Raw genomic sequence first — 17,685 nt, 5'->3', positions numbered from 1 at the left:
GCACACGTGGCTCAACAACCGCTTTCCCAAGACCTCCTCGACAAGATGCACCGCTACTGGCAGGCCGCGAACTACCTGTCGGTCGGGCAGATCTACTTGCTGGACAATCCGCTGCTGAAGCAGCCCCTGGAGCGTAAGCACATCAAACCCCGCCTGCTTGGTCACTGGGGGACGACGCCGGGCCTGAACTTCATCTACGTTCACGCCAACCGCCTCATCAAAGAGCGCGAACTGAACATGATCTACATCACCGGTCCCGGTCATGGCGGCCCGGGTCTGGTTGCCAATACCTGGCTGGAAGGCAGCTACGAAACGTTCTATCCGAGCATCGACCGCACTGAAAGCGGCATGCAGCGGCTGTTCAAGCAGTTCTCTTTCCCGCGCGGCATTCCGTCGCACGTCGCCCCGGAAACCCCGGGTTCGATGCACGAAGGCGGTGAACTCGGTTATTCGGTCTCGCACGCATTCGGCGCGGCGTTCGACCATCCGGACCAGGTCGTCATCGCCGTGGTCGGTGATGGCGAAGCCGAAACCGGCCCGCTCGCGGCCAGCTGGCACTCGAACAAATACCTGCACCCGGTCAACGACGGCTTCGTCCTGCCGATCCTGCACCTGAACGGCTACAAGATCGCCAACCCGACGGTGCTGGCGCGACTGTCGAAGGAAGAAATCACCAAGCTGTTCGAAGGTTATGGCTACAAGCCGCACTTCGTTGAGCTGAAGCACGAAACCTTCAACGACAAGCACGCGACCTTCCACGACATCCATCAGAAGATGGCCGCCACCATGGATGCCTGCCTGGACGAGCTGAACGCGATCCGCGAAGCCGCCAAGATGGAGGTCGCCGCCGGCAAGCCGATCACCCGCCCGCAATGGCCGATGATCGTGATGCGCACGCCCAAGGGCTGGACCGGTCCGAAGGAAATCAAGGGCAAGAAGGTCGAAGACTACTGGCGCAGCCACCAGGTGCCGTTCTCGGACATCGACGCCGAAAACGTCCACAACCTGGAAAACTGGCTCAAGTCCTACGAGCCGGAAACCCTGTTCAACGCCGACGGCAGCGTCAAGGCCGAACTGGTCGAACTCGCACCGTCGGCACAGCACCGGATGGGCTCGAACCCGGTCGTCCACGGCCAGGCCAGCAAAGACCTGCGCATGCCGGACTTCCGCAACTATGAGGTCAAGTTCGACAAGCCGGGCACCGTCAACGCCGAAGCCACCCGCGAAATGGGCAAGCTGCTGCGCGACGTGATGAAGGAAAACGAAGCGCAGCGCAATTTCCGCATCGTCGGCCCCGATGAAACCGCGTCGAACCGCTGGAACAATGTGTTCGAGGAAACCGGCAAGACCTGGTTTGCCGACTACCTGCCCGAAGACGAACACAACGATTCGCTGTCGCAAGACGGCCGCGTGATGGAAATCCTCTCCGAGCACACCTGCCAGGGCTGGCTCGAAGGCTACAACCTCACCGGTCGCCACGGCTTCTTCAGCTGCTACGAAGCGTTCATCCACGTCGTCGATTCGATGTTCAACCAGCACGCCAAGTGGCTGAAGACCACCCGCCACATCAACTGGCGCAAGCCCTTGCCGTCGCTGAACTACCTGTTGACCAGCCACGTCTGGCGCCAGGACCACAACGGCTTCTCGCACCAGGACCCGGGCTTCATCGACCACGTCGTCAACAAGCGGGCCGAAGTCATCCGCGTCTACCTGCCGCCGGACGCCAACACCCTGCTGTCGGTGACCGACCACTGCCTGCGCTCGCGCCACTACGTGAACGTCGTCGTCGCCGGCAAGCAGCCCGCGCTGCAGTACCTGACCATGGATCAGGCGATCAAGCACTGCACCAAGGGTCTGGGCATCTGGGACTGGGCGTCGAACGATGCCGGCGGCGAGCCGGACGTGGTGATGGCGTGCGCCGGCGAAATCCCGACCATGGAAGCGCTGGCCGCGACCGATTTGCTGCGTCAGCACTTCCCGGACCTGAAGATCCGCTTCGTCAACGTCGTCGACCTGATGACGCTGCAGCCGAAGGAAGAGCACCCGCACGGCCTGTCGAACCGCGAATTCGATTCTGTCTTCACCGCCGACAAGCCGGTCATGTTCGCCTTCCACGGCTACCCGTGGCTGATCCACCGCCTGTGCTACCGCCGCAACGGCCACGCCAACATCCATGCCCGCGGCTACAAGGAAGAAGGCTCGACCTCGACGCCGTTCGACATGGTCGTCGTCAACCAGCTCGACCGTTACAACCTGGCGATCGACGTGATCGACCGCGTGCCGAAGCTGTCCAAGATCGGTGCGCACGTGCGGCAGAAGTTTGCCGACAAGCTGGTCGAGCACGCGCAGTACATCGCCGAGCACGGCGACGACATGCCGGAAGTGAAGAACTGGGTCTGGCCTTACTAAGACCGAGGTTTGCATCGGGACCCGCCCCGATCTGCATCTGAAACAGCCCGCCTCGCGCGGGCTGTTTTACCTTGGCGTATTGCCCGCGCTCCCTGCGAGCAGGCACACTGGAACATCAACCGATGGAGCCTGCCGTGCCCGATTCCGACCTGCTTGCCCGCATTGCCGATTGCGCCCGTGAGGTCTCGGCCACCGAGATCATGCCGCGCTTCCGGCAGGTCACCGCGCACCGCAAGCACGACGGCACGCTCTTGACCGAGGCCGATCTCGCCAGCCAGGCCTTCCTGACCCAGGCATTGCCGCAGATCGCGCCGTACCCGGTACTCGGCGAGGAGATGTGCGCCGCCGACCAGAAAGCACTACTGGCGGCCAATCCGCAGGGCCTGTGGGTCGTCGACCCGATCGACGGCACGACCAACTTCGCCCACGGCCTGCCGATGTTTTCGGTCTCGATTGCCTTGCTGCGCAACGGCCGCTCCGAATTCGGCGTCGTCCACCTGCCGGTGCTGGGCGAGACCTTCACCGCCCGGCGCGACCATGGCGCCTGGCTCAACGGCGAGCGTCTGGGCGCCCCGTCCGAGCCGACCCGGATCGCCGATTCGGTTGCCGCGGTCGAGCCCAAATACCTCGGCGGCCACCTGCCGACGCGCATCGTCACCGTTGCGCCGTTCGCCAGCCAGCGCAACTACGGCGCCGCGACCGTCGACTGGTGCTACCTCGCCGCCGGGCGCTTCGACCTGATGCTGCACGGTGCGCAAAGGCTGTGGGACTACGCCGCCGGCGCGCTGATCGCCGAAGAAGCCGGCTGCCTGCTCGGCACGCTGAAGCGCCGCGACTACTGGCACTGCGATGTCTGGACGCGCTCGGCCGTCGCGGCGCGGCATCCGCAGGCGTTCGAGAGCTGGTACCAGTGGGCGACGCAGAACCGCTGAACCGCCGTTGTCACGCAGCGATCGAGTGCAGCTCAGGGTTGAGTGGATCCAGGAGTGATATCCGTAGTTTGAACGCAGCGGCCGCGACAATCTACGGAAAGGATCGGGTGCCTTTAGCGCCCAGCGGAAACGAGCAGTTTGGCATCCGGATATACGCTCACGAAACGCTCGGTTGCCTTGCCCGGCAAGCCGACCAGTATCGTGGCACTGCTATCCCACGCAGCAATCTCGAACAACGCGTTTGCGAGCTGGGAAGCGACCTCAACGCCACTCCAGTAACCGGGGAAACCGTCAACAGTTGGTGCCACCTCCACCGGGAAACGGGTTCCCTTCGGGAAGGCGCTAAAGACGGCCCAAATGAACTGCACGGTGTTTTCCGTGATGAAACGTTCAAGGGCTTCACCGGTCATCCATTGATCTTCGCTCGTGAATCCGTTCCCGTAGTAGTTGGTTTCGATATCGCTTATGAACCAGTCGTAATCACGGGCACGCATGCCCAATGCCTTGAAGACCGAGCTCATTTCGGTGAAGAACGGGACGGCATCGGTACGTTCCAGAATGAGGTTCATCTGATCTCGCAATCTGCTTGAGCAGCGTTACAGCACCTTGCCCGGATTCATGATCCCCAGCGGATCGAGCGCCGCCTTGATCATGCGCATCAGGTTCAGCTCGATCTCGCTGCGGTACAGCGGCAACTGATCGCGCTTCAGTTGACCGACGCCGTGCTCGGCGCTGATCGTGCCCTGATGCCGGGCGACGATCTCGTAGACGATGGCGTTGATCGCCGGTTCATGGTCGTACACGGCCTTGCTCAGGTCGCCGAGGAAGACGTTGTAATGCAGATTGCCGTCACCGACATGGCCGAAAGCGACCAGGTCGAGATCGGCAAACGCCGCCCGCAGCGCGGCTTCGGCTTCGTGCATGAAGGCCGGAATGTGCGAGACCGGCACCGCGATATCGTGCTTGATGCTGGTGCCGCGACGGCGCTGCGATTCGGGAATGTGCTCGCGCAGCCGCCAGAAATCCTTGGCTTCGGTCACGCTTTGCGCCAGCAACGCGTCGTCGAAGCCGAGCGCGAACAGCGCTTCGGCCAGCCGCTCGGTCAGCGCGACCGAACTGCCGCCGTCGGACAGCTCGACCAGCACGCTCCACGCCGGTGGCGCGTCGAACGGCTGCGGCAGTTCGGGGCAATGCTCGGCCAGCAGTTCCCAGCAGCGACGCGAAATCAGCTCGAACGACGTCACCCGCTCGCCGACCTGATCCTGCAAGCCACGCAGCAAGGTCACCGCCGCGCTGGGCGTATCGAGCGCGACCAGCGCCGTCGCCTGTGCCGACAGCTGCGGCGACAGCTTGAGCACCGCGGCGGTGATCACGCCGAGCGTGCCTTCCGAGCCGATGAACAGCTGCTTCAGGTCGTAACCGGTATTGTCCTTGCGCAAGCCGCGCAAGCCGTCCCAGATCGTGCCGTCGGCCAGCACGACTTCGAGCCCGAGCGTCAGCTCGCGCATATTGCCGTAGTGCAGCACGTTGACGCCGCCGGCATTGGTGCCGAGCGCGCCGCCGATCCGCGCCGAGCCGACCGCGCCCCAGTCGGCGGCGAACAGCCGGCCGGCCGCACGGGCGGCCGCCTGCACGTCGGCGACGATGGCGCCCGCGTCGACGGTGATCGTGTTGTTGTCGGCGTCGACCTCGCGGATACGGTTCATCCGCTCGAGCGACAGCACGATCGCGCGGCCACTGTCGTCCGGCGTCGCCGCGCCGCAGTTGCCGGTATTGCCGCCCTGCGGCACCACCGGCACGCCATGCGCGTGCGCCAGCCGCATCACCGCGGCGACTTCGGCGGTCGAGCGCGGCCGCACCACCGCCTGCGCCGCGCCGTGGTAACGGCGGCGATTGTCGAGCAGATAGCCGTCGATCTGCGCGCCGGTCAGGATGCCGGCCGGGTCGAGCAGCGCGGCGAGTTCGGTCATGAACGACATCGTCGTCTCCAGACGAAAACGCCGGCGGCTGCCGGCGGTTTCGGGTATCGGTACATTGATTTTAAAGCCAGAAATCCGTGCGCGCGACGTGCTGCCGCAGCACGCGCTGGAAGTGGCCCGGGTCCTTGGCGAAGGTCATTTCGCCGGCGGCCGGCTTGTGGAAGTCGTACAGCCGCGACACCCAGAAGCGCACCGCGGCGGCGCGCAGCAGCTGCGGCCAGGCGACGACTTCGGCCGGCTCGAACGCCCGGACGCCCTGGTAGCCGGCCAGCAGCGCGCGCGCGCGCTCGGCGTCGATGTCGCCGTTCTCCAGCACGCACCAGTCGTTCAGCGTGATCGCCACGTCGTAGGCCAGCGTGTCGTTGCAGGCGTAGTAGAAATCGATGAAGCCGCCGACGCGTTCGCCGTCGATCAAAGCGTTGTCGCGGAACAGGTCGGCATGGATCACGCCGGCCGGCAGCGCGTCGAAGTCCTGCGCGGCCAGCGATGCAACCTCGGTCTTCAGCTCGGCCGCGTCGGCGTCGGCCATGAACGGCGCCACTTCGGCGGCAACGGCTTCGCGCCATGCGCGGCCACGCGGGTTGGCCATGTAGCCGTCGTAATGCCCTGCCGCCAGATGCATCTGCGCCAGCATTTCGCCGACTTCGCGGCACTGCGCGGCGTTCGGCGCGTCGATCACCGCGCCCGGCAGGCAATTGACCAGCAACGTCGGCTTGCCGTTCAGCGTGTCGACAAAGGCGTTGTCGTGGTTGGCGATCGGCCCGGCGACGGCGATGCCGTGCTGCGCCAGATGCGCGAGCAGGTTGACGTAGTACGGCAGTTCGTCGGCACGCAGCGTCTCGAACAGCGTCAGCACATAGCGACCGTGCGTGGTCGTGACGAAATAATTGGTATTGGTGATCCCGGCGGCGATGCCCTTGAGCTCGACCAGGCCGCCAATGGCGTAGCGCTTGAGGAAGGCGCCCATCTCATCGGGCGTGACGGTGGTGAAAACGGACATGGTGGATTCAGTGCGGCGCGATCGGATGAGGGGCGAAGTGTACGCAAGCGCGCCGGTGCCGACGAGCACCGGCGGTCGTTGCTACCACGAGAACAGCGTCCATTGCGGCACCGACAGGCGCGGGCCGCCGAAGTCGGCATTGTCGATGCGCTCGAACTGGCCGTTGCCTTCATGGTCGTAGAGGAAATACGGCGCGCCGACCTTGGGCGTGACCTTCATCATGTAGAGCCTGCCGTTCATCCGGTACTCGGCGATCGTCGCGTCGGCCTTCTCGATGATGCGCACCTCGGGCTCGCCGATCGGCTTGCTGGCCTTGGGCTTCTCGACCGGCGGCAACTGCTCGGCCGGCACCGATTGCGGCGGCGGCGGCGGCGGATCGATCGGCGGCAGCTCGGCCATCGCGGCGCTGCCGGCAAGCAGCATCAAGCTGGTCAGCACGGTTTTCATCTGGGCTCCCTCGGCCCGACGGGCCTGTTGCGGCCATTCTACCGAATGCACCGTTCCGGCTCACAGACTGAACTGCATTTCGCGCTCTGCAGGCGACATCTCGAAGCCACGGGTTTCGAAGAAACGGAAGATCGCCTCGACGATGGCCGCCGGTTCGTCGATCAACTGCACCAGATCCAGATCGGCCTCGGCGATCATGCCGTCGGCGACCAGCCGCTCGCGGAACCAGTCGATCAGCCCGCGCCAGAAATCGCTGCCGACCAGAATGATCGGCATCTTGCGCGATTTGCCGGTCTGGATCAGCGTCAGCGCCTCGGTCAGCTCGTCGAGCGTGCCGAAGCCGCCCGGCATCACCACGTAGGCGCTGGCGTGCTTGACGAACATCACCTTGCGCGCGAAGAAATGGCGGAAGCTCTGGCTGACGTCCTGATAGGGATTGTTGCTCTGCTCGTGCGGCAGCTGAATGTTCAACCCCACCGACGGGCTCGCGCCGTCGTACGCGCCCTTGTTCGCCGCCTCCATCAAGCCGGGGCCGCCGCCGGAAATGACCGCAAAACCGGCGTCCGACAGCCGCCGGGCAATCTCTTCGGTGCGTTTATAATGGGCGTGGTCGCGCCCGATGCGCGCCGAGCCGAAGATCGACACCGCCGGCTGGATGCGTTGCAGACGCTCGGTCGCCTCGACGAACTCGGCCATGATCTCGAATACCCGCCACGCTTCGCGGGCACGCGTGTCCTGATGCTCGGCATCGGCCTGCGAGTCGACGACATGCGGCAATTTGTCCCTGAGATTCATCGCGCACCTCCTTGCTTACAAATATAGCTGCGCCCTCGTGGCCGCGGCTTGCGGATACACCATGCCCACCCTGCTCCTGATCGACGGTTCGTCCTACCTGTACCGCGCCTTCCACGCCATCCGCGAACTCTCGGCACCCGACGGCACGCCGACCAACGCGGTCTACGGCTTCATCAATATGCTGAAGAAGCTGCGCCAGACGACGCCGGCCGACTACATCGCCTGCGTGTTCGACGCCAAGGGCAAGACCTTCCGCGACGACCTCTACCCCGAATACAAGGCCAACCGGCCGAGCATGCCCGACGACTTGCGCGTGCAGATCGCCCCGATCCACGAAGCCGTCGCCGCCTTCGGCGTGCCGATGCTGATCGTCGACGGCGTCGAGGCCGACGACGTGATCGGCACGCTGGCACGGCAGGCCGCCGCGCAGGGGATGACGGCGATCATGTCGACCGGCGACAAGGACATGGCGCAGCTCGTCGACGCGCACGTGCGGATCGAGAACTCGATGACCGACGAAGTGCTCGACGAAGCCGGCGTGTTCGCCAAGTTCGGCGTCCGCCCCGACCAGATCGTCGACTTCCTGACGCTGAAGGGCGACGCCGTCGACAACGTCCCCGGCGTGCCGAAATGCGGCGACAAGACCGCGGCCAAATGGCTGGCCGAGTACGACAACCTCGATGCGATCATCGCCAACGCTGAGTCGATCAAGGGCGTCGTCGGCCAGAACCTGCGCGACAGCCTGGACTGGCTGCCGCAGGCCAAGGCGCTGGTGACGATCAAGACCGACGTCGACCTCGCCACCGAATTGCCCAACGGCATCGCCGATCTCGCGCCGGTGGCCGAAGACTGGGCGACGCTGCTGGCGCTGTTCCAGCGCTACAACTTCCGCAACTGGCAGCGCGAGGCCGAAGCCAAGCTCGCCGCACCGGCGGCGACACCGGCCGGCGACCTGTTCGGCAAGCCGCTGACCGCGGCACCTGCGGCCAGCGACACGCCGAGCGCCGGCACCGACGCGCCCGTGTCCGCCGCAGCGGCGGTCGAGCGCCCCAGCGTTGAACGCCATTACGAAGCCATCCTCACCGACGCCCAACTCGACGCCTGGCTGGCCAGGCTCAACGCCGCCGACGTCGTCGCGCTCGACACCGAAACCACCAGCCTCGACCCGATGCGCGCCAAGATCGTCGGCATCTCGTTCTCGGTCACGCCGGGCGAGGCCGCCTATCTGCCGCTGGCGCACCGCGGCACCGAGGCCCCCGAACAGTTGCCGTTCGACGCCACGCTCGCCAAGCTCAAGCCGTGGCTCGAATCGGCGGCGCACAAGAAACTCGGCCAGAACCTCAAGTACGACCAGCACGTGTTCGCCAACCACGGCATCGCGCTGGCTGGCATCGCCGACGACACGCTGCTGATGAGCTACGTGCTCGCCAGCCACGAACGCCACAATATGGACGATCTGGCGATGCGCGAGCTGGGCGAAACGACGATCAAGTACGAAGAGGTCGCCGGCAAGGGCGCCAAGCAGATCGGCTTTGACGAGGTCGGCGTCGATACCGCGACCGCCTACGCCGCCGAGGACGCCGACATCACCTTGCGCCTCGCCCAATCCTTGAGTGCCAAGCTGGCGCAGCAGCCGCAGTTGCAGGCGCTGTATCGCGACCTCGAAATGCCGGTGCGCGAGGTACTGTTCACGATGGAGCGCAACGGCATGCTGGTCGACGCCGACCGGCTCAACCGCCAGAGCCATGCGATCGGCCTCAAGCTGATCGAGCTCGAACAGCAGGCGTACGAACTCGCCGGCCAGCCGTTCAACCTCGGCTCGCCGAAGCAGATCGGCGAAATCTTCTTCGAAAAGCTCGGCCTGCCGGTGATCAAGAAAACGCCAAAGGGCGCGCCGTCGACCGACGAGGACGTGCTGACCGAACTCGCCAAGGATTTCCCGCTGCCCAAGGTGCTGCTGGAGAACCGCAGCCTCTCCAAGCTCAAGTCGACCTACACCGACAAGCTGCCAACGATGGTCAACCCCGACACCGGCCGCGTGCACACCAACTTCAGTCAGGCCGTCGCCGCGACCGGCCGGCTGTCGTCGAACGACCCGAACCTGCAGAACATCCCGATCCGCACCGCCGAGGGCCGCAAGATCCGCGAAGCCTTCGTCGCGCCGCCGGGCCACAAGCTGGTGTCGGCCGACTACTCGCAGATCGAGCTGCGCATCATGGCGCACCTGTCGGGTGACAAGGCGCTACTGAAGGCCTTCGCCGAGGGCCAGGACGTCCACCGGGCGACCGCATCGGAAGTGTTCGGCGTGTCGCCGCTGGAAGTCAGCACCGAGCAGCGCCGCTACGCCAAGACGATCAACTTCGGCCTGATCTACGGCATGAGCGCCTTCGGCCTCGCGGCCGCGCTGGAAATCGACCGCAGCGCCGCCAAGACCTTCATCGACCGCTATTTCGCCCAGTTCCCCGGCGTCGCCGCCTATATGGAACGGACCCGCGCGCAGGCGCGCGAGCAGGGCTATGTCGAAACGGTGTTCGGCCGCCGCTTGTGGCTGCCCGAGATCAGGTCGAGCAACGCCGGCCGCCGCGCCGGCGCCGAGCGCGCCGCGATCAACGCGCCGATGCAGGGCACCGCCGCCGACCTGATCAAGCGGGCGATGATCGCCGTCGACGCGTGGCTGAGCGATGCCAAGCTCAAGAGCCGGCTCGTGCTGCAGGTGCACGATGAACTGGTACTCGAAGTCCCCGACGACGAAGTCGAACTGATCCGGGTCGAGCTGCCGAGGAAAATGGCGCAGGTCGCCGATCTGGCGGTGCCGCTGGTCGCCGAAGTCGGCGTTGGCGACAACTGGGACGAGGCGCATTGAAACCGTATCATTAGGCGGCTGCGCCTGCGCATCTCGATCCCGTCCGATGCTCGAAATCCTCATGGACATTGAGTCCATTCCGGTTTCTGTGCTTCGGGCGGATTCGACCTGCGTTGGCTCGCTCACCTACTGATACAGCTTTAGGTGTCAAGCAACAGGAGGTCCGCACCATGAGCAAACCCAAAGCCGGCACCGTGCTGTACGCCAAGGACATCGAACGCGTCGCGGCGTTTTATGCCGGCGTGCTCGACATGACGATCAGCCACGCCGAGGCGACGTATATCGTGCTGAACACCGCGGCCTACGAGCTGGTGGTCCAGCGCATCCCCGACGCCATCGCCGCGACGATCCACATCGACGTGCCGCCGCAAGCGCGCACGAACACCGCGATCAAGCCGGTGTTCGTCGTCACCAGCCTCGTCAATGCACGCACCGTCGCCGCTTGCCTGGGCGGCAGCATTCCGCCGGTTGAGGCCGAATGGCGCTTCGGCGACTTCATTGTCTGCGACGGCGTCGACCCCGAGGGCAACGTGGTCCAGTTCCGGGCCAGCGCATCCGACGCATGATCCGCGCCACGCCGCTGCGGCGCGCGTTGCGGATCGCGCTGCTGCTGGTGCCCAGCGTCCTGATCGCGTGGGCGGGCTATGTCTGGCTGCTGGATCGCGGCCTGGCCGCACAGCAGGCCGAAGCGCGCCAGCGGCTGGTCGCGCACGCCCGCAGCCTCGACAGCCAGCTCGACAAATACGCGCGGCTGCCGCAGCTGCTGACGCTGGAAGACACGCTCGCCGAGGCGCTGAGCGCGCCGAACGACCCGACACGCATTGCCGCCGCCAACCGCTACCTCGAAGCCTTCCGCCAGCACGCGCAGGTTTCGGTCGCCTATCTGATCGCGCCGGACGGCATCACGCTGGCGGCGAGCAACTGGCGCGAACCGCAGGGCTTCGTCGGCCGGCGTTTCGACTACCGCCCGTATTTCCGCGAGGCGATGGCCGGCCAGCCCGGCCGCATGTATGCCTTCGGCACCACCAGCCTCGAGCCCGGCTATTACCTGTCCGCGCCGCTGCAGCAAGGTGGCAGGGTCATCGGCGTCGCTGTCGTCAAGGTCAGCCTCGCGCCGTACGAAGCGACCTTGCCCGCCGGCGGCGATACGCTGCTGGTCGCCGACGATGTCGGCGTCGTCTTCCTGACCGCCATGCCGGCGTGGCGCTACCGCACGCTGAGCCCGCTGCTGCCGGCCGATCAAGCCCGGCTGACGCGTACGCGCAAATACCCGCAACAGGCGCTGCAGCCGCTCGCCGCCGGCCAGCGCATCGATGCGTCGGCGAGCGCGGCGCAAAGGCTGCGCGTCGCCGGGCCGGGACCGGCTCGCGATTACACGGTACAGACCGCCGGCGTCGGCCCGCTCGGCTGGCATATCGTGCTGCTGTCGGATACCGCCGACGTTCGCCGCGGCGCGGCGGCGCAGGCGGCCGCGCTCGGCTTCGGCCTCGCCTTCCTCACCGCGCTGTGGCTGTTTGTCCAGCAACGCCGCCGCCGGCTGGCCGAGCGGCGCGAATCGCTGCAGGCCCAACGCGCCGCGCACGCCGCGCTCGAAGCACGCATCGCCGAGCAGACCGAACACCTGGTGATCACCAACGAAGCACTGACCGAACGCATCCTTGAACTCGAGCGCACCGAAGCGCTGCTGCGCCGGGCGCGCGACAACGCGGTGCAGACGGCCAAGCTCGCCGTGCTCGGGCAGATGTCCGCCGGCGTCACCCACGAGCTGAACCAGCCGCTGGCGGCACTGACGACCTTGTCCGACAACGCCGCCAAGCTGCTCGAGCTGAACGAAACGGCCGAGGCCCGCGAAAACCTGCGGCTGATCAGCCAGCTGGCGCAGCGCATGGGCCGCATCGTCGGCCAGTTGAAAACCTTCGCGCGCAAGGATTCGGCCCGGCTCGAACCGGTACGGCTCGCCGATGCGCTCGCCAACGCGCAGATGCTGATCGAGCCGCGCCGGCGCGAGCTCGGTGCGCGCATCACCGTTCACGTCGCCGACGACATCGTCCGCGCCGACGCGCTGCAGCTCGAACAGGTGCTGGTCAACCTGCTGCGCAACGGCCTCGATGCCATGGAAGGCCAGCCGGCGCCGGTGCTGGCCGTCGACGTCAGCACCGAAGGCGACCGGGCCGAGATCCGCATCCGCGACCACGGCGCCGGCATTGCGCCCGAAGCGCTGGCCAGACTGTTCGAACCGTTCTACACCACCAAGCCGGTCGGCAAGGGGCTGGGCCTCGGGCTGGCGATTTCGCACACCATCGTGCAGAGTTTTGCCGGCAGCCTCGCCGCCGAGAACGCGGCCGACGGCGGCGCCCTCTTCATCCTGACCCTGCCGACGCCATGACCGACCTGCTGACCGATGACTTCCCGCAATCCATCCATCTGGTCGAGGACGACGCCATCGTCCGCCGGGGCAGCGAACAGGCGCTGCGGCTGGCCGGTTTCCAGGTGCGCAGCCACGGCGACGCCGAATCGCTGCTCGATGCGCTGGCCGATGGCGAACGTCCGGCCGTCGTCGTCAGCGACGTCCGGCTGCCGGGGCGCGACGGGCTGGCGCTGCTGCGCGAGCTGCAAACGCTGGAACGCGAGCTGCCGGTGATCCTCGTCACCGGTCACGGCGACGTGACGATGGCGGTCGGTGCAATGCGCGACGGTGCCTACGATTTCATCGAAAAGCCATTTACCTCCGAACGGCTGGTCGAACAGGTGCGGCGCGCGCTGGAAAAGCGCCGGCTGTCGTGGGAAAACCAGCGGCTGCGCACCCGGCTCGGCGAACCGCTCGAACAATTGCTGATCGGCCAGCATCCGGCGATCGCCGCACTGCGGCAGACGATCGCTGCGGTCGCGCCGGTGCAGATCGACGTGCTCGTCAATGGCGAAACCGGCTGCGGCAAGGACGTCGTCGCGCGGGCGCTGCACATCGCCAGCGGCCGGCAGGGCCAGTTCGTCGCGCTCAATTGCGGCGCGCTGCCCGAAAGCGTCTTCGAGGCCGAAGTCTTCGGCGCCGAAGCCGGCGCCTATACCGGCGCGGCCAAGCGGCGCATCGGCAAGATCGAATACGCCGACGGCGGCACGCTCTTCCTCGACGAAATCGAGAGCATGCCGCTGTCGCTGCAGGTGAAACTGCTCAGGGTGATCCAGGAGCGCAAGGTCGAACGGCTCGGCGGCAATGCGGCGATTGCCGTCGACGTGCGCATCGTCGCCGCCAGCAAGGCCGATCTGAAGCTGGAAAGCGCCGCCGGGCATTTCCGCGCCGACCTTTTTCACCGGCTCAACGTCGTCACGCTCGATCTGCCGCCGCTGCGCGAGCGCAAGGGCGACCTCGCCCTGCTGATGGGGCATTTCCTGCACGAGGCCGCGCAGCGTTTCGGCCGCTCGGCCCCAAGCTGGAGCGCCGGCGATCTGGCGCGCTGGCAGGCGTACGACTGGCCCGGCAATGTGCGCGAGCTGAAAAACGTCGCCGAACGCTTCTGCCTTGGTCTGCCCGAAGGCACGCCGAGGATAGACGGCGATAGCGCGCCGGCCTCGCTCGCCGCGCAGGTCGATCGCGCCGAGAAACGCATCATCGAGGCCGCGCTGCGCGACACCGGCGGCCAGGTGACCCGCGCCGCCGAGGCGCTAGCGCTGCCGCGCAAGACGCTGTACGACAAGCTCGCCCGCCACGGCATCGATCCGGACGCATTCCGCGGCTGAAACCGCCTAGAGCGGCAGCCAGACCGATACGGCGCTGGCGGCGATGAACAGGCCGAGGCCGAACGACAGGTGCGTCGTCGCGCTGCGCCAGCGCGCGGCCCATGGCTTGGCGCTCAGGCGCGCGGCCATGCCGAAGCCGAATGCCGGCTGCATCACCAAGAACGGCAGCACCACGCTGCCCAGGCCGACGCCCAGCGCCACCGCCAGCGACGGCTGGCGCAGCCAGTCGACGCCGCGCACCAGCAGCGGCAAGGCCGCCAGCGCCATACCCGACAGGTAGTGCACACCCCAGCCGAGCGCGCGTTCGCAAGGCTGCGGCTTCGCCTTGGATATCGCCGGGTGGCGGAACTGGCCGTGCCGCCAATGACCGACCCAGCGGCCGACCAGCGCGTAGTCGAGCGACGCCACACCGAACAGACGCTTGCGCACCGCGCTCCACAGATCCATGCACGCCGTCGCGCCGACGCCGACCAGCGCGGTCCGCCACAGCAACTCAATGCAGTCAGCCACGATGACCCCGCTTTGCCGACGACGGTCGGCCGATGCCGGCGGCGGCCGGGCTTGCTGATGGCTTGTTCATGGCGGTCACTCCACTTGCTTTGAAGGTTGGGATTGCCCATCCTGCAAGTTCAAGCCGACTTGAGGTCAAGCATGACGACGCTGGATATCGCCGAGGTCGCCCGGCAATCGGGGCTGCCGGCCTCGACACTGCGCTACTACGAAGAAAAAGGGCTGATCCGCCCGGTCGGGCGCCACGGCCTGCGACGGCACTACCATCCGGAGGTGCTGCAACGACTCGCGCTGATCGGGCTCGGCCGCATCGCCGGCTTTGCCCTCGACGACATCGCCGCGATGTTCGACGCCGACGGTCAGCCGCAGATCGACCGCCAGCAGCTGCTGGCCAAGGCCGACGAACTGGATCGCACCCTCCGCCAGCTGAGCGCGCTGCGTGACGGCCTGCGCCATGCCGCGCACTGCCCGGCCCCCAACCATCTGGCCTGCCCGAGTTTTCAGAACCTGTTGCAGCAGGCCCCGGCACGCCGGGCGAACAAGCCGCCGCGCTGAAGGCAGCGGCGGACCCGCCGCGCCCGGACTACCGGAATAGTGTGCGATTTTCCGCACACCTTGGCGTGGCGATGGCGGAATCCCGCACATCGATGCACGCCGAACTCTGCCATTTATTCATTAATAATCAACACACTGGAACAAACAACACGCCTGGCACGCACCTTGCAGAAAAGGAATCCAAGCCGTAGCCCGCGTTGACCGACTACGCGGCGCCACGAATCGGAACCGGCGATCAGCCGTCCCCTGGAGTCCCTATCATGAAACAGCCTTTCTACAAGGTGCTTTACGTGCAGGTGCTGGTCGCCATCGTCGCCGGCGTGCTGCTCGGCTACTTCGATCCCGGCCTTGGCGCGGCGCTGAAGCCGCTCGGAGACGGTTTCATCAAGCTGGTGAAGATGATCATCGCGCCGGTGATCTTCGTCACCGTCGTCCACGGCATCGCCGGCATGCAGGACATGAAGAAGGTCGGCCGCGTCGGCGGCAAGGCCTTGCTGTATTTCGAAGTGGTGTCGACGTTCGCGCTCGCCATCGGCCTGATCGTCTCGCATCTGCTGCAGCCGGGCGCCGGCTTCAACGCCGACGTCGCCCACCTCGACGGCAGCGCGGTTGCCGCCTATACCGCCAAGGCGGCGCACGGCAGCAGTACGGTCGATTTCATCCTGCACATCATCCCGTCGACCATCGCCGGCGCCTTCGCGGAAGGCAATATCCTGCAGGTGCTGCTGCTGGCGATCCTGTTCGGTTTCGGCCTCTCAAGGATCGGCGAGCGCGGTCAGCAACTGCTGGAGCTGAACGAGAAGATCTCGCAGGTGCTGTTCTCGGTCGTCAACATGATCATGAAGCTCGCACCGATCGGTGCCTTCGGCGCGATGGCGTTCACGATCGGCAAGTACGGCGTTGCGTCGCTGATTCCGATGGCCAAGCTGATGGGGGCGTTCTACCTGACCTGCGGGCTGTTCATCGTGCTGGTGCTCGGCAGCATCGCCCGCGCCTGCGGTTTCTCGGTGCTGCGGCTGATCGTCTACATCCGCGAAGAGCTGCTGATCGTCCTCGGCACCAGTTCGTCCGAGAGCGCGCTGCCGCGACTGATGGACAAGCTCACCAAGCTCGGCTGCTCGAAATCGGTCGTCGGCCTGGTCGTGCCGACCGGTTATTCGTTCAACCTCGACGGCACCAATATCTATATGACGATGGCGGCGCTGTTCATCGCCCAGGCGACCAATACCGACCTGACGCTGAGCCAGCAGCTGATGATCCTCGGCGTGGCGATGCTGACGTCGAAGGGCGCCAGCGGCGTCACCGGCGCCGGTTTCATCACGCTGGCGTCGACGCTGGCGGTGGTGCCGAGCATTCCGATCGCCGGCATGGCGCTGATCCTCGGCATCGACCGCTTCATGAGCGAAGCGCGCGCGCTGACCAACTTCATCGGCAACGCCGTCGCCACCGTCGTCGTATCGCGCTGGGAAAACGAGCTCGACACCGCGCAGCTGAACCGCGTGCTCGGCGGCAGCACAAGCGAGCCCGAAACCAGCCCAGTACCGGTCGCGGCACAGCTCGGCCTCGACCGCGCCTGATTCACGCGCTTTCCGCCCCGGCGACGTCTGCCGGGGTTTTTTTGCTCCGCGACACCGGCGTCTCGAAGGTACCGGCGGCAATTGCCTCGATGTCGGCGCTGGCGATGCCCAGATCGCCCAGCTGGTACGCCGACATGCCGCGCAGTTCGGCCAGTTGCCGCGCCAGCCGGCGCCGCTGCCGCCACTTCGCCCAAAATCCGTCCATCGCCATCGCTCCCGCCACTTCGATCCGGCCATCATCGCCGGCCGGCGCGTGCTGCATCGGCCAGCTTGACCACAGTCTCTGCCAATCCATCTTGTCCACCCCGCGGCCTTCGTTCACGATGACAACAGGATATTTCGCCGGCCGGCGACGCTGAATGCATGGCGATTCGAAATCGGCCCGGTTTTCCTTTGATTGATCGTTTTTTCACGGGGCACACCATGAATCCATCGCTCGAGCTCGACGGCAAGGACTGGAAGATCCTCGACGCCCTGCAAAACGATGCCCGCCAGAGCCTGTCGGCGCTCGGCAAGCGCATCGGCCTGTCGCAGCCGGCGGTCAGCGAGCGCATCCGCAAGCTCGAGGACGCCGGCGTGATCGAAGGCTATGGCGCGCGGCTGAATCTGCAGAAAGCCGGCTACGGTCTGCTGGCGCTGATCCGCGTCCGCAGCGACCACGCCCGGCTGCCGCAACTGCTGGCGCAGTGCGAGACGATGCCCGAAGTGCTGGATGCGTTTCGCATCACCGGCGAGGACTGTCTGCTGCTGCGTTGTGCGATCCCCCGGCCCGAAGCGCTCGAATCCGTCGTCGACACGCTGGCGGCGTACGGCAACCTGACCACATCGCTGGTGCTTTCGAAGCCGATCTCGCGCACCGTCGCCGCGCCGGCCGGCTGAGCGC

The 17,685-nt window shown here is 66.2% G+C and carries 16 protein-coding genes; 9 read left to right on the top strand and 7 right to left on the bottom strand.

What is annotated here, in order from left to right; translation table 11 throughout:
• Nucleotides 1-6: 6 nt before the first annotated feature.
• Entirely contained in the window at nt 7-2,409 is a 2,403-nt protein-coding gene (locus R0382_RS06295; RefSeq protein ID WP_432723324.1) for a phosphoketolase family protein, read from the top strand.
• A gap of 161 nt (nt 2,410-2,570) precedes the next feature.
• Complete coding sequence (locus tag R0382_RS06290) at nt 2,571-3,341, top strand: inositol monophosphatase family protein (RefSeq protein ID WP_432724131.1); 771 nt, start codon at nt 2,571-2,573, stop codon at nt 3,339-3,341.
• A 113-nt stretch (nt 3,342-3,454) separates the two neighbouring features.
• On the opposite strand, the gene R0382_RS06285 is transcribed toward R0382_RS06290, so the two are convergent.
• The 5 genes from R0382_RS06285 to R0382_RS06265 form a co-directional block, all read right to left on the bottom strand.
• Nucleotides 3,455-3,910, bottom strand: a complete 456-nt coding sequence (locus R0382_RS06285; protein ID WP_432723322.1) for a hypothetical protein — start codon at nt 3,908-3,910, stop codon at nt 3,455-3,457.
• 27 nt (nt 3,911-3,937) lie between these two features.
• A complete protein-coding gene (locus R0382_RS06280) occupies nt 3,938-5,320 on the bottom strand; it encodes an FAD-binding oxidoreductase (protein WP_432723320.1) in 1,383 nt (460 codons plus the stop codon).
• Nucleotides 5,321-5,381: 61 nt separating this feature from the next.
• Entirely contained in the window at nt 5,382-6,320 is a 939-nt protein-coding gene (locus R0382_RS06275) for a homoserine kinase (RefSeq protein ID WP_432723318.1), read from the bottom strand.
• Nucleotides 6,321-6,401: 81 nt separating this feature from the next.
• Complete coding sequence (locus R0382_RS06270) at nt 6,402-6,767, bottom strand: DUF2782 domain-containing protein (RefSeq protein WP_432723317.1); 366 nt, start codon at nt 6,765-6,767, stop codon at nt 6,402-6,404.
• A gap of 60 nt (nt 6,768-6,827) precedes the next feature.
• Nucleotides 6,828-7,562 carry a TIGR00730 family Rossman fold protein gene (locus tag R0382_RS06265; protein WP_432723315.1) on the bottom strand — a complete coding sequence of 245 codons (735 nt, stop codon included), beginning with the start codon at nt 7,560-7,562 and terminating at the stop codon, nt 6,828-6,830.
• A gap of 61 nt (nt 7,563-7,623) precedes the next feature.
• Here R0382_RS06265 and polA point away from each other — a divergent pair, with 61 nt between their 5' ends.
• The 4 genes from polA to R0382_RS06245 all read left to right on the top strand — a co-directional run bounded on the left by polA (nt 7,624) and on the right by R0382_RS06245 (nt 14,160).
• Entirely contained in the window at nt 7,624-10,425 is a 2,802-nt protein-coding gene (polA, locus tag R0382_RS06260) for a DNA polymerase I (RefSeq protein WP_432723313.1), read from the top strand.
• 170 nt (nt 10,426-10,595) lie between these two features.
• Nucleotides 10,596-10,991, top strand: a complete 396-nt coding sequence (locus tag R0382_RS06255; RefSeq protein WP_432723311.1) for a VOC family protein — start codon at nt 10,596-10,598, stop codon at nt 10,989-10,991.
• The gene (locus R0382_RS06250; protein WP_432723309.1) at nt 10,988-12,811 is read left to right on the top strand and encodes a sensor histidine kinase; all 1,824 of its coding nucleotides are present in this window, start codon (nt 10,988-10,990) and stop codon (nt 12,809-12,811) included. The genes R0382_RS06255 and R0382_RS06250 overlap by 4 nt, the downstream gene beginning before the upstream one ends.
• Nucleotides 12,808-14,160 carry a sigma-54-dependent transcriptional regulator gene (locus R0382_RS06245; protein WP_432723307.1) on the top strand — a complete coding sequence of 451 codons (1,353 nt, stop codon included), beginning with the start codon at nt 12,808-12,810 and terminating at the stop codon, nt 14,158-14,160. The genes R0382_RS06250 and R0382_RS06245 overlap by 4 nt, the downstream gene beginning before the upstream one ends.
• A gap of 6 nt (nt 14,161-14,166) precedes the next feature.
• Here the strand turns inward: R0382_RS06245 and R0382_RS06240 are convergent, their stop codons facing one another.
• Nucleotides 14,167-14,670: a DUF2938 domain-containing protein gene (locus tag R0382_RS06240; protein WP_432723305.1), complete on the bottom strand. Its 504-nt coding sequence runs from the start codon at nt 14,668-14,670 to the stop codon at nt 14,167-14,169.
• A gap of 141 nt (nt 14,671-14,811) precedes the next feature.
• Here R0382_RS06240 and R0382_RS06235 point away from each other — a divergent pair, with 141 nt between their 5' ends.
• Both R0382_RS06235 and R0382_RS06230 read left to right on the top strand, forming a co-directional pair.
• Nucleotides 14,812-15,225: a helix-turn-helix domain-containing protein gene (locus R0382_RS06235; RefSeq protein WP_432723304.1), complete on the top strand. Its 414-nt coding sequence runs from the start codon at nt 14,812-14,814 to the stop codon at nt 15,223-15,225.
• Nucleotides 15,226-15,485: 260 nt separating this feature from the next.
• Complete coding sequence (locus R0382_RS06230) at nt 15,486-16,802, top strand: dicarboxylate/amino acid:cation symporter (protein WP_432723302.1); 1,317 nt, start codon at nt 15,486-15,488, stop codon at nt 16,800-16,802.
• A gap of 1 nt (nt 16,803) precedes the next feature.
• Here R0382_RS06230 and R0382_RS06225 read toward each other — a convergent pair whose 3' ends face one another.
• Nucleotides 16,804-17,124: a DUF1127 domain-containing protein gene (locus R0382_RS06225; RefSeq protein WP_432723300.1), complete on the bottom strand. Its 321-nt coding sequence runs from the start codon at nt 17,122-17,124 to the stop codon at nt 16,804-16,806.
• A 101-nt stretch (nt 17,125-17,225) separates the two neighbouring features.
• On the opposite strand from R0382_RS06225, the gene R0382_RS06220 reads away from it, so the two are divergent.
• On the top strand, nt 17,226-17,681 hold the full coding sequence (locus R0382_RS06220; protein ID WP_432723298.1) for an Lrp/AsnC family transcriptional regulator: 456 nt from the start codon (nt 17,226-17,228) through the stop codon (nt 17,679-17,681).
• Nucleotides 17,682-17,685 lie beyond the last annotated feature (4 nt).

It is taken from the genome of Jeongeupia wiesaeckerbachi (genome assembly GCF_050916355.1).
In the GTDB taxonomy this organism is placed as follows: Bacteria; Pseudomonadota; Gammaproteobacteria; order Burkholderiales; family Chitinibacteraceae; genus Jeongeupia; species Jeongeupia wiesaeckerbachi.
The sequence above is the reverse complement of the archived record's forward strand: the minus strand, read 5'-3'. Positions and strand labels throughout refer to the sequence as shown.